This window comes from Antarcticirhabdus aurantiaca (genome assembly GCF_009765365.1).
Taxonomy (GTDB): Bacteria; Pseudomonadota; Alphaproteobacteria; order Rhizobiales; family Rhizobiaceae; genus Antarcticirhabdus; species Antarcticirhabdus aurantiaca.
The window spans coordinates 25333-37269 of sequence record NZ_VTOM01000015.1; the positions used below are offsets into that span (position 1 = coordinate 25333).

11 protein-coding genes and 1 tRNA gene are annotated in these 11937 nt (G+C 71.4%); 5 read left to right on the plus strand and 7 right to left on the minus strand.

The genetic code is table 11. The annotated features are described in order from the left end of the window. Positions 1-57 precede the first annotated feature (57 nt). Together FZN60_RS17540 and FZN60_RS17545 are read right to left on the minus strand one after the other, a co-directional pair. A complete protein-coding gene (locus tag FZN60_RS17540; protein ID WP_158874803.1) occupies positions 58-1503 on the minus strand; it encodes a sensor histidine kinase in 1446 nt (481 codons plus the stop codon). Further along, complete coding sequence (locus tag FZN60_RS17545) at positions 1490-2170, minus strand: response regulator transcription factor (RefSeq protein WP_158874804.1); 681 nt, start codon at positions 2168-2170, stop codon at positions 1490-1492. The genes FZN60_RS17540 and FZN60_RS17545 overlap by 14 nt, the downstream gene beginning before the upstream one ends. A gap of 163 nt (positions 2171-2333) precedes the next feature. Here FZN60_RS17545 and FZN60_RS17550 point away from each other — a divergent pair, with 163 nt between their 5' ends. Both FZN60_RS17550 and FZN60_RS17555 read left to right on the plus strand, forming a co-directional pair. Next, the gene (locus FZN60_RS17550; protein WP_199266587.1) at positions 2334-4001 is read left to right on the plus strand and encodes a phosphoethanolamine transferase; all 1668 of its coding nucleotides are present in this window, start codon (positions 2334-2336) and stop codon (positions 3999-4001) included. A gap of 8 nt (positions 4002-4009) precedes the next feature. Beyond that, positions 4010-4387, plus strand: coding sequence for a diacylglycerol kinase (locus FZN60_RS17555; RefSeq protein ID WP_158874919.1), 378 nt, complete (start codon positions 4010-4012; stop codon positions 4385-4387). Between the two features lie 133 nt (positions 4388-4520). Here FZN60_RS17555 and FZN60_RS17560 read toward each other — a convergent pair. Further along, positions 4521-4595, minus strand: a tRNA-Gln gene (locus FZN60_RS17560). 166 nt (positions 4596-4761) lie between these two features. Between FZN60_RS17560 and FZN60_RS17565 the strand changes: the two genes are divergently transcribed. Next, the gene (locus FZN60_RS17565; protein ID WP_158874805.1) at positions 4762-6018 is read left to right on the plus strand and encodes a DUF3616 domain-containing protein; all 1257 of its coding nucleotides are present in this window, start codon (positions 4762-4764) and stop codon (positions 6016-6018) included. After that, on the plus strand, positions 6011-6961 hold the full coding sequence (locus tag FZN60_RS17570; RefSeq protein ID WP_158874806.1) for an MBL fold metallo-hydrolase: 951 nt from the start codon (positions 6011-6013) through the stop codon (positions 6959-6961). Before FZN60_RS17565 ends, FZN60_RS17570 begins: the two co-directional genes overlap by 8 nt. Positions 6962-6973: 12 nt before the next feature. On the opposite strand, the gene FZN60_RS17575 is transcribed toward FZN60_RS17570, so the two are convergent. From FZN60_RS17575 to FZN60_RS17590, 4 genes are all read right to left on the minus strand, one after another. After that, a complete protein-coding gene (locus FZN60_RS17575; protein ID WP_158874807.1) occupies positions 6974-8092 on the minus strand; it encodes a helix-turn-helix transcriptional regulator in 1119 nt (372 codons plus the stop codon). Positions 8093-8252: 160 nt separating this feature from the next. Further along, on the minus strand, positions 8253-8603 hold the full coding sequence (locus tag FZN60_RS17580; RefSeq protein ID WP_158874808.1) for a hypothetical protein: 351 nt from the start codon (positions 8601-8603) through the stop codon (positions 8253-8255). Positions 8604-8746: 143 nt separating this feature from the next. After that, complete coding sequence (locus FZN60_RS17585) at positions 8747-9610, minus strand: DUF1499 domain-containing protein (RefSeq protein ID WP_158874809.1); 864 nt, start codon at positions 9608-9610, stop codon at positions 8747-8749. 66 nt (positions 9611-9676) lie between these two features. After that, entirely contained in the window at positions 9677-11305 is a 1629-nt protein-coding gene (locus FZN60_RS17590; RefSeq protein ID WP_158874810.1) for a long-chain-fatty-acid--CoA ligase, read from the minus strand. 224 nt (positions 11306-11529) lie between these two features. Here FZN60_RS17590 and FZN60_RS17595 point away from each other — a divergent pair, with 224 nt between their 5' ends. Continuing rightward, complete coding sequence (locus FZN60_RS17595; protein ID WP_158874811.1) at positions 11530-11937, plus strand: hypothetical protein; 408 nt, start codon at positions 11530-11532, stop codon at positions 11935-11937.

Here is an 11937-nt window from a genome sequence, read left to right on the forward strand (position 1 = left end):
TCGAGGATGAAGCGGTTCCGCTTCTCGCACGGCGCTCTCGCCGCCCCCTGGCCGCGCCTATACGGTTTGGTAATCGCCAGCGGAGGCGGAGGGCGGGACCTCTGGCGCTTGCGGCTTCGGTCCCGGCACGAAGGCGGGCAGGACGAGGCGCATGCGAAGGCCCGGCCCTGCATCTTCGGCCCTGATCCGTGCGCCGTGCAGTTCGGCGATGGAGGCGACGAGGGCGAGGCCGAGCCCGTGCCCGGGCGTGCTGCGGCTGCGGTCGAGCCTGTAGAGGCGCCGGAAGACCTTCTCCCGCTCGCCCTCCGGGATGCCGGGCCCGTCGTCGGCGACGTCGATGACGACGGCCTCGGCCTGACGGACCAGGGACAGCCGGATCGTCCCCGGCGGCGGAACGTGGGTGATGGCGTTCTCGACGAGGTTGGCGAGCGCCTGGGTCAGGAGATCGGCGTCGCCGAAGACCCGCGCGCCGGGCTCCAGCGCGACGTCCAGGCGGTGGCCGGCATCCACCGCCACCTCGCCGTAGGCGTCGGCCACGCGCTCGGCGAGGGCGGACAGGTCGACGCAGCGGAAGCGCGCCTTGCGGGCCCCCGCGTCGATCTGGGCGATGCGCAGGAGCGCGTCGAAGGTCGCGATGATCGCGTCGGTTTCCGCCAGCGCCCCCTCCGCCGCCCGCTCCAGCGCCGCCGTGTCGCCGGCGCGGCCGAGCCCTTCGAGGCCTTGGCGCAGCCGCGCGAGCGGCGTCCTGAGGTCGTGGGCGATATCGGTCGACACCTGGCGAAGGCTTTCCACGAGCGTTTCGATGCGCGCCAGCATGTTGTTGATGTCGGCGGCGAGGCGGTCGAGCTCGTCGCCCCGGCCGGAGACCGGCAGGCGCAGGTCGAGCCGCCCCTCGACGATGCCGCGCGTCGTCGCGGCGATGGCGTCGACCCGGCGCGTCGGCCCGAGCCCGACGATCGCGCCCCCGACGAGGGCGAGAAGACCAGTCACGACGCAGCCCGACAGGAGGGCGGAAAACAGGATGTCGTGGATTTCCTCCAGGATGTCGGAGCGCCGGGCGGCCATGACGCGGTAGCCGCCGAGCTCGACGCCGTCGGCGTAGAGGCGGTTGCCGCGCCTCGGCCCCTCGGCCGGCGGCGCGGCGTCGTCGGCCCCCGGCTCGGGCAGGTCCGAAACGCTGCGCCCCGGCTTCCAGGCCTCGGCCGGCAGGTTGCCGCCGATCCGCGAGCCGTCCGGCGCGAGAAGCAGGAAGAAGCGGTCGGGAGCTGCGCTGTCGACGCGCTCGCCCACCTCCTCGGCCAGCGTTTCCGCCCCGCCCTCGCGGAAGGCCCGCACGAAGAGCTGCATGTCCTCGGCGATGGACGAGCGCACGATGCCCTGCATCTGCGCCCCCGCCGCGACGTAGGTGACGCCCATGATGACGAGGGCCGAGGCGCCGAACAGGAGCCCGTAGCCCACCGACAAGCGGAAGGAGGTGGTGCGGAAGCGATCAGGAAGCCGCATCGAGGACGTAGCCCGAGCCGCGGACGGTGCGGATCATCTCGCCGGAAAAGGGCCGGTCGATCTTGGCCCGCAGGCGGCTGACATGAGTTTCGACGACGTTGGTCTTCGGGTCGAAGTGGAACTCCCAGACCCGCTCCAGGAGCATGGTCCGCGTCAGCACCCGCCCCCGGTTGCGCATCATGTATTCCAGAAGCCGGAACTCGCGGGGCTGGAGGTCGACCGGGCGCCCCGCGCGCGACACGGTGCGGGCGATGAGGTTCATCTCGAGGTCGCCGACGCGCAGCACGGTCTCCTCGCGCTTGTCGGGCGCGGCGCGCCGGGCCAGCGCGTTCAGCCGCGCCATCAGCTCGGAAAAGGCGAAAGGCTTGAGGAGGTAATCGTCTGCCCCCGCCTCCAGCCCCTCGACGCGGTCGTCGACGCCCGAGACGGCGGTGAGGAAGATCGCCGGCAGGCGCCGCCCCGCCGCGCGGATCGCCTTCAGGAGCGACAATCCGTCGAGGCCCGGCAGCATCCGGTCCACCACCGCGACGTCGTAGCTGCGCGTCAGCGCCAGCTCGAGGCCCAGCGGCCCGCTCGCCACGTGGTCGACCTCGTGCCCCTCCTCGCGCAGGCCGCCCGACACGTAGGCCGCGGTCGACGCGTCGTCCTCGATCAGCAGAACCTTCAAGCCGGCGCCCTCCCCGGATCGTCCTCTACCCGATCTCCGACCCCGCATCACGCGGCAGCGGCCTCCTATACGAATCCGTATAGGCGCGGAGACGTGCCCCTGAACTCGCGCCGCTAGACAGTCGGGAGGCCGGAGCGTTCCGGCGACCAACCGGAACGGTTTCATGCGCCTGTCCAGACCCACCCTCGGCAGCGTGCCGCTCGCCGCCCTCGTCGCGGCCTATCTCCTTCTCCTCACCAACCGGACCTTCTGGGCGAAGGGCCTCGCCTACTTCTCCGGCCACGAGGCGCAGCTCGCGGCGCTCGGGCTCGGCTTGTTCCTGCTTCTCCTGGCGGCCTTGACGACGCTCTCGATGAAGTACGTCGTCAAGCCCGTCCTCATCGCGCTCATCCTCGTGTCGGCCGCCGCCTCGCACTTCGTCGACACCTACGGCTTCCTGATCGACTGCGACATGATCGCCAACGTCGCGCTGACGAGCAGCGCCGAGGCCGGCAACCTGATGACGCCGGGCTTCCTTCTCCACATGGCGCTCTTCGGCCTCCTGCCGGCATGCCTCGTCGCGCTGGTGCGGGTGCGGCACCGGACCTTCTGGGGCAAGTTCCGACAAAACAGCCTCGTCGTCTTCCCGAGCATCGCCGCGACGCTTGCCATCGTCCTCGCCTTCTATCCCGGCTTCGCCTCGACCTTCCGGGGCCATCGCGACCTTCTCGCCAGCCTCAATCCGAGCGCGCCGCTGATCGCGGCGGTGAAGTACGCCCGGATGCGGATCGGCGAGCGCGACTACGTCGCAGCGCCCCTCGGGCTCGATGCCCGGGCCGGCGCCCGCCCCGGTCTCCTCACCGCCTCCGCGCGCCGTCCCGTCGTCACCGTCCTCGTGGTCGGCGAGACCGCCCGCAGCGTCGAGTTCGGCCTCAACGGCTATAGCCGCGACACGACGCCGGAGCTGGCCGGCCGCGGCGTCGTGTCCTTCACCGACGTGTCGAGCTGCGGCACCTCGACGGCGGTGTCGGTGCCCTGCATGTTCTCGAATCTCGGCCGGGCGAACTATTCCGACGGGGGCGCGCGCTCGGTGGAGAACGTCCTCGACGTCCTCACCCATGCCGGGATCGACGTGCGCTGGATCGACAACGACACGGGCGCCTATCACGTCGCCGACCGCGTTCCTTACGCCTTCCTGCCGGAAAGCAACGATCCGCGCTTCTGCGAAGGCGGCGAGTGCCACGACGAGATCCTGACCGAGCGCTTGAAGGCGGAGCTCGCGACCGTCACGAAGGACACGGTGATCGTCCTCCACCAGCTCGGCAGCCACGGCCCGGCCTATCACGAGCGCTACCCGACCGCCTTCGAGCGCTTCGCGCCGGCCTGCCGCACGGCCGAGTTCGCCGACTGCACGCGCGAGGAGATCGTCAACGCTTACGACAACACGATCCTCTACACCGATCATGTCCTGGCGCAGGCGATCGACGCCCTGGCGGCCCGGCCGGACCTCGAATCAGCCATGCTCTACGTTTCCGATCACGGCGAGTCGCTCGGCGAGAACGGCCTCTACCTCCACGCCATGCCCTACTTCCTCGCCCCTTCGACGCAGACCACGGTTCCGATGATCGCCTGGCTCTCGCCGAGCTTCGCCGCCGACCGGGGCATCGACGCGGCCTGCCTGCAAGCGGGCCGGGGCGCGTCGCTCTCCCACGACAACCTGTTCCACTCGCTGATCGGCCTCGCGAACGTGTCGACGGCGGTCTACGACGAGGGCCTCGACGCCTTCGCCTCCTGCCGCCGCGCGCCGCCGACGGGCCCGCACGTCGCAGCCCTTCCGGGAGCGGCCTCGTGACCCTTCGCGTGGAATCCACGCCGCTCGTCCCGGCCAAGTCGCGCGGGCTCGCCCACCTTCTCGCCTCGGCCGGCTATTCCCTGGCGGGCCTTCGCCGGCTCCTCGCCGAGCCCGCCTTCCGGCAGGAGGTCTGCCTCGGCACCGTCCTCCTGGCGCTTCTTCTTCTCGCCCGGGCACCCCTCGCCGCCCTGCTTCTGCAAGGCGTCCTTCTTCTCGCGCTCGCCGCGGCCGAGGCGCTGAACACGGCGATCGAGCTCATCGTCGACCGCCTGTCGCCGGAATTCTCGATCTTCGCCAAGCAGGCCAAGGATCTCGGCTCCTTCGCCGTCTTCTGCCTCCTCGCCGCCAACCTCGGCTACACCGCCCTCGCACTGATCCAGGCCTGACCGAGCGAAGCGATAAGCCGCGAGGCGCTCCGTCCGACCGGCGGCGCGTCCCATGCCCCGGACGAGCCACGACGCCATCCACGATCGCCGTCCCGGCGGATCGCTAAGCGTCTGATGTATGAAGGTTTCCGCGTGGCTGGGGCGCCTGGATTCGAACCAGGGAATGGCGGTACCAAAAACCGCTGCCTTACCGCTTGGCTACGCCCCACCGCCGGCAAGTGGGGCGACCTATAGCGAAGCGCACGGCGGCTGGCAATTCGCCGATGCGACCGTCGCACCGGCCATCGCGGCGAGGCGCCGGAGCCCTTGAATCGGCGCACCACGTGCGCGATCCTCCCGTTGGGCGCGAACGGCGTCGAGGGAGCGAACCGGACATGGCGAGGATCGACGAGAGCGGCGCGGCCGGCGGCCCGCCGGCGAAGGCGGCGGCGAAGAAGACGCGCTCCGCGCGGCGTCGAGGCGCGGCGCCCACTTCTGCTGCCGCTCCGGCTGACTTCGCCGCCGCCGACGCTCTCGTGCCCGAAACGCGGACCGCACGGCCGGTCGCCCGCCTCGACTTCGTCTTCGGCCGCGACGCGACGGCCGGTCCGGACGGCGGCAGCGTCGCCACGGACATTTCCTGCGTCACCCTAGCCGGGCGCACGATCTTCTGCTCCTGCGACGAAGCGGCGACGGTGGAGCGGCTCGTCCTCGACGAGGCGGGCCGCGTCGCCGGCGATCACGCGCGCTTCCATCTCGGCGAGATCTTCGACCTGCCCGGCGGGCCGCACGGCGAGATGGACATCGAGGGCCTCGCCGTCGCCGACGGCTATCTCTGGATCTGCGGCTCGCAGGCGCTCAAGCGGCGCAAGCTGAAGAGCGACGCGGCCGAGGCGGGACTCGATCCGCTCGGCGCCGTGCGCTGGGACGAGAACCGCGCCTTTCTCGGCCGCGTCCCCTTGCGCGATCTCGGAGACGGCCTGTTCGAGCCGGTGGCGCTGGACGAAGGCGAGAACACGGGCGAGATGCCGCCCCGGCGCGCCGCCATGCTGCGCATGCGTCCCAGCCGAAAGGCCAAGCGCAGCCGGCTGCGCCGCCTCCTGTCGCGCGACCCGCTGATCCGCCCCTTTCGCCGCCTCGCCGCCAAGGAGAACGGCATCGACGTCGAAGGCCTCGCGGTGGAAGGCGACACCGTGCTCCTGGGCCTGCGCGGCCCGGTGGTCGGCGGCCACGCGATGATCGCGCGGCTGCGCGTCACCGAGACGAAACCGGGGCGACTGAAGCTGCGGCGCCTCCCGGACGGGCGCCGCCTCGCGCTCCACGGGCTCGACCTCGACGGCCAGGGCGTGCGCGATCTCTGGTGGCAGGACGGCCGGCTCGTCGTCCTGTCCGGCCCGGCCACCGACCTCGAAGCGCTCCAGGCCGCCTGGCTCGTCGAACCCTTCGATGCCGACAAGCCCTTCTACGGCGGCGCCGACCGGCGGGCGATCCTTCACCTGCCCGTGGTGAACGGCGCCGATCACGCCGAGGGCATCGCGCTCCTGCGCCTCGCGGACGGCCACCGCCTCCTCGTCGTCTACGATTCGCCCCATCCCGACCGGCTGTCGCTTGCGGACAATCGCCTGAGCTGCGACGCCTTCGCGCATGAATGACGCCGCCACCCAGTCCGCCGACCCCGCCCCGAGCGATCCGCTTCGCCTGTCCACCGCCTTCGAGCCGCGTCACGGCGAGCCCGTGCCCGTCGCCGACGGCGTCTGGCGGATCACGGCGCCGAACGCCTCGCCCTTCACCTTCCACGGCACCAACACCTATCTCGTCGGCAACGGGACGAGCGTCGCCCTCGTCGATCCCGGACCCGACGACGATCGGCACCTCGCCGCGCTCCTCGCCGCGATCGGCGGGCGGCGCGTCGAGGCGGTGCTTCTCACCCACACCCATCGCGACCACACCGCGCTCGTGCCTCGCCTTCTCGCCGCGACCGGCGGCCCGCCCCTCCTCGCCGAGGGGCCGCACCGCGCCGCGCGTCCTCTCGCGCAGGCCGAGACCAACGCGCTGGACGCGGCCGGCGACGCCGCGATCGCGCCCGACCGCCGCCTCGCCGACGGAGAGGCGGTGGCGCTCGCCGGACGCACGATCCGCGCGATCGCGACCCCCGGCCATACCGCGAACCACCTCGCCTTCGATCTCGGCGAGGGGGTCGTCCTGTCGGGCGACCACGTGATGGCCTGGTCCACCTCGATCGTCGCCCCGCCGGACGGATCGATGATCGCCTACATGGATTCGCTCGACCGGATGCTGTCGCGAAACGACCGCCTGCTCCTGCCCGGCCATGGCGGACCGGTGGAGCGGCCGCGCGCCTTTCTGCGGGGCCTCAAGGCGCATCGGCGCATGCGCGAGAGCGCGATCCTCGCGCGGCTCTCGGCCGGCGACCGCAGCATCCCGGCGATCGTCGCCGCGATCTACCGGAGCACCGATCCGCGCCTCCACGGGGCGGCCGGGCTGTCCGTCTTCGCGCATCTGGAGGATCTCGTCGCCCGCGGCCTCGCCCTCACCGACGGCCCGCCGCTCCTCGACGGGCATTATCGCCCCGCCTGACGACCGAAGGGGTCAGCGCCGCAGCGGCGCGACCTTGGCGATGAGGCCGGCGAGCTGCGACTGGCGGTTGATGCCGAGCCGCGCATAGGCCTGCTTGACGAGCGTTCGCGCCGTTTCCTCGGAGATGCGGAAGAGCTCGGCCGCCTCGGCCAGCCTGTGGCCGGCGCCGACGGCGAGCGCGACGCGCGCCTGGGCGGGCGTCAGGCCGAGCGCCGCGAGGACCGGCTCGAGATCCGGATAGCCCGGCAGGTCCGGCCGCAGGATCGTCAGGAGCACGCTGCGATGGCCCGCCCCCAGCCGCCGGTCGGCGATCGAGGCCGAGAGCGCCACGCCGCGCAGGAGCAGCGGCAAGGCCGAGCCCGGTCGCGGCAGGGCCAGAATGTCGGGGGCCGGAGCATGCGGATCGGCCCCGAACAGCGCGTGCAGGAAGGCTTCGAACCGCTTCTGCCCGGTTGCCGAGGCGTGAACGAGCCGGCCGCGCCGCACATGCAGCCCGTCCCCCTCGAGCGCATGGAGCAGCGCGTTGCCGCGGAGCACGCGGCCGCCGGCCTCGACCAGCGCGACGGCGCAGTCGAACCCGGCGAGCTGGTCGCCGAGCTTCGCGCTCACCGCCTCGGCCTCGGACAAGCGGGCCGACAGCGACACGGACTTGGCGAGGTGTCGCCCGAGACGGCCGAAGACGACGCGATCCTCGGCATCGACCTCCTGCGTATCGAGCCGGCGTTGAACGTTGATGGAGAGGATCTCGCCTTGCGGCAAGGCGGCGACGAAGGACAGGATGCTCGACATCTTCTGCGGCCGGCGGAACTCCTGGTAGAAGGGGTCGCGCGCCCGCAGCTCGGCCGGCAGGTAGTCCGAATCGACGTGGATGCCCGGTCCCAGCCGGTGCTCCTTGGCGTAGAGCACGAAGGTATCGTGCTCGCACCAGATCGAGTCGTAGGCGGGCACGAACTCGGCCAGCGACGGCGAATAGCTGACGAGCGGCGGTGCCTTCCCCGTCAGGCGCAGGAGATTGGCCCCGCACCCGCCGAGTTCGCGGGCGACGTCGTCGAGCACCGACGACCAGGCGTGCGCGTCGAAGGCCGCGTCGTAGCAGCGCTCGATCAGGTCCGAAAACCGGCCGGGCTCCATCCCCGCCTCCCCTCACGCAGTCTCGACTGCAGAATGCCATAGGGGAAGGCGGCCGAACAGATGGACTGTATTCGCGACTTTCTAGGTGAGAACCAGCATCGGCCGGGCGACGACTATGGAAGCGTCGCGCCCGAAGATGATCCCGAACGGTCGGCGCTCCTCAGTTCAGCTTGGCTTCCAGCCGCTCGGTCGCGGGACGGACGTGAACGCGGTCGCCGATGCGGACGATCTCGACGCTCTCGGCCGGCTCGCCGACGGCGCGCGGCACGGACAGAAGGAGGCTTTCACCCTCGGACAGGGTCGAGACGAAACGGATGGTCGCGCCCGAGGCGCCGTGCGTCATCGTCGCGACGACGCGGTAACCTTCGGGCTCCTGCGTGTAGTAGGCGACGCCGCCCATGGCGGGAAGGTCGATGCTCGCCGCCGCCATCGGCCGGATCTCGGCCGCGCCCGCTGCTTGCGTCCACGCCAACGCCGCCCATGCGATGGTGAAAGCCGTCGCGTTCCTCATGATGCCCTCCCTCGGTGCCCTGGCGGAATGGATCCGCCCGCTTCCTTGTCCGCCCGATCGCGGCGCGCGGCATCACCCGAACCGGGTAGGCGGTCCGCTCGACCCGTCGTCGGCAAAGCGTCCGGGACGCGGAGGCGAAGCCCTCAGGCGCTGGGAATGGCGGCCTCGGCGCCGGTCATCGCCTCGTCGAGCGCGGCGAGGAAGCTGTCGATGAAGCGGCGGTTCTGCCCGAGGTCGAAGCCGCCCTGCCGCGAGGCCGAGCGCAGGTCGACGCGCGTCGTGCCGTTCTCCTCGATGATGCGGATCGACACGTCGCTCGGCCGGGCGAACAGGAGGTCGCTCGCCACCGCCTCGATCCGGTACTGGTCGGAATCCGGCCGCTCCAGCGGGTCGGCGGCGATGGCCATGTCGACGCCCGAGCGCGGCGTCGGGATCGGGATCTCGCCGGTGGTACGGCCGAGATCGTCGGGGTTGGCGAGGCGCGCCTGCGCGTCCGGATCACCCGCCGTCACGTCCTCGACGGTCCAACCGTTGTCGCCGAGAACGAGGCGCGTCGCGGCATAGACCTGCGGCGCCGCCGCGTCGTAGCGCCGGCCGCTGGTCACGGCGACGGTGGGCGCGGCGCTCGCGCCGCCGCCCGCCGCCGCGAGGGCGGCCGGGCCGTACTCGTCGGTCATGGCCTCGGCGACCAGCGGGTTCTCGATCGCCAGGAGCCCGGCGAGGGCGAAGGGCGACAGGGCGGCGAGCGAGACGAGAAGCGCGGCGAGCGCGACGCCGCCGCCCCGCGCGCCGATGCCCCAGGCCTTGCCGAGGCCGCCCAGCGCCGTCAGAGCCGCCAGCAGCGCCAGCACCGCGACGAGCGCGAGCAGGAGCAGGAAGGCGTCCCAGTCGACGGCGCCGAGCCGGTGGAACAGGAGCGAGACCGGCAGGAGCAGGAGCGCGAAGCCGCCGACGCGCCGCGCCAGCGGCGCCAGCCGCACCTCGTCGCGGATGTAGTGCCCGGCCATGTCAGCCCCTTTCCTGCCCTCGCGCAGCCGGTTCTAGCGCAGCGCCGCGGCCGGACAAAGCCGCCCTCAGGCCGTCGGCAGGCGATAATCGCAGAAGCGGTCGCGCAGCTCCGTCTTGCGGATCTTGCCCGCGGCCGTGTGCGGGATCGCCTCCACGAAGACGACGTCGTCGGGCATCCACCACTTGGCGACCTTGCCCTCCATGAAGGCGAGGATCGCCTCCTTTGTCAGGCTCGCCCCGTCCTTGGGGACCACGACGAGCAGCGGGCGCTCGTCCCATCTGGGATGGGCGAGACCGATGACGGCGGCTTCCGCCACGTCCGGGTGGCCGACCGCGAGGTTCTCCAGGTCGATCGAGGAGATCCACTCGCCGCCCGACTTGATCACGTCCTTGGCGCGGTCGGTGATCTGCATGTAGCCGTGCTCGTCCATGTGGGCGACGTCGCCCGTGTCGAACCAGCCGTCCGCGTCGAAGAGCTCGGCACCGTGCCCCTTGTAGTAGCCGCTCGAGATCGCCGGCCCGCGCACCTTCAGGCGCCCGAAGGTCCTGCCGTCGCGCGGGCGCGGCGTCCCGTCGTCGCCCGTGATCGTCATCTCGACGCCGAAGGGCGGATGGCCCTGCTTGGATCGCAGGTCCAGGAGCGCCGCGCCCTCGAAGTGCTCGACCTCGGGCTTCAGCGTGCAGAGCGTGCCGAGCGGACTCATCTCGGTCATGCCCCAGGCATGGATCACCTCGACGCCGTAGGTGTTCTGGAACGCCTCGACCACCGCCCGCGGGCAGGCCGCCCCGCCGATCACCACGCGCTTGAGATCGGGCAGCGTGCCGCCGGTCTTTTCCAGGTGCTGCAGCAGCATCAGCCAGACCGTCGGCACGGCCGCCGAGAAGGTGATGCGCTCGCTCGTAAGGAGTTCGTAGACGGAGGCGCCGTCGAGCTTCGGCCCCGGCAGCACCATCGAGGCCCCCGCCATCGGGCAGGAAAAGGCGAGACCCCAGCCATTGGCGTGGAAGAGCGGCACCACGGCGAGCACGCGGTCGCGCGCCGTCAGGCCCATCGCGTCGCCGGGCAGCGCGATGAAGGAATGAAGGATGTTGGAGCGGTGCGAGTAGACGACGCCCTTCGGATTGCCCGTCGTGCCGGATGTGTAGCACATGCCGGCCGCATCCTCCTCGTCGACCTCGACCCAGCGGAAGTCGCCGTCGGCCTCGGCCAGCCATTCCTCGTAAGGGACGGCGTTCGGCAGGTTCGTCTGCGGCATGTGCGCGCCGTCAGTCAGCACCACGACCTTGCGGATGCTCGGCACCTTGGGAAGGATCGCCTCCAGGAGCGGCAGGAAGGTGAGGTCGGCGAAGAGGAGGGCGTCCTCCGCGTCGTTCATGATCCAGGCGATCTGCTCGGGAAAGAGCCGCGGGTTCAGCGTGTGGTAGACCGCGCCCGCCCCGACGATGCCGTACCAGCATTCGAGATGGCGCCAAGTGTTCCAGGCGAGCGTCGCGACGCGGGTTCCGGGACGGATGCCTTCGGCGACGAGCCGCTGGGCGAGGCGTCGGGAGCGCTCCCGCACCTGCGCATAGGTCGTCCGGTGGATCGGCCCCTCCACCGAGCGGCTGACGATCTCGCGGTTGCCGTGGCAGTCCGCCGCGTGGTCGATCACCTTCGAGCACAACAGCGGCCAGCGCTGCATCAGACCCTTCATCGCGTCGTCCTCCTCCCGATTCCCGGCGGCGGCACACCTGTTCGTTGCAGGTTTCTGTTCCGCCTTCGTCAGCATCTGCGAGGGCCGGCGCACTTGTCCAGCCGCCGAACGGCCTAGCCCTCCTGCCACAGTTCGGCCTTGTCCGTGCCGAAGGGTTCCGCTCAAGGGACGGGTTGTCCGGCGTTTGCCGGCGACCGACGCTTCTCGAGGGAAAGGCGACGATCATGCTGGCTGACGCACAGGCGATCGATGGCGCGGAGACCGGCTCGGCCGAGCCGATGGCCGCGGTTGAATTCGAGCTCGCGCTCGACACGCAGGACCCGACCCGCGCGAGCTTCGAGGACTGCGTGCGCGCGGCCGCGGCGGTGGTCGGCGGCGAGATCCTCTTCGCCATCCCGACGGACGGCTCGATCGAGGACGCCTCGCAGATCGCGGCGGTGCGCCTGGAAGCGGGCGAGCCCGGCGGCATCCTCTTCGCGCTGCTCGACGAGTCGGAGACGGCCATCCGCGTTCCCGACCGCACCGAGGTCGGCGAGCGCTTCTACGGCTTCGCCAACGCCTTCGTCGGCGTCCTCACCCGCATCCGCGACGACTTGTCCTTCGCCCAGGTGCCGGCCGAAGGCACGGCCTGA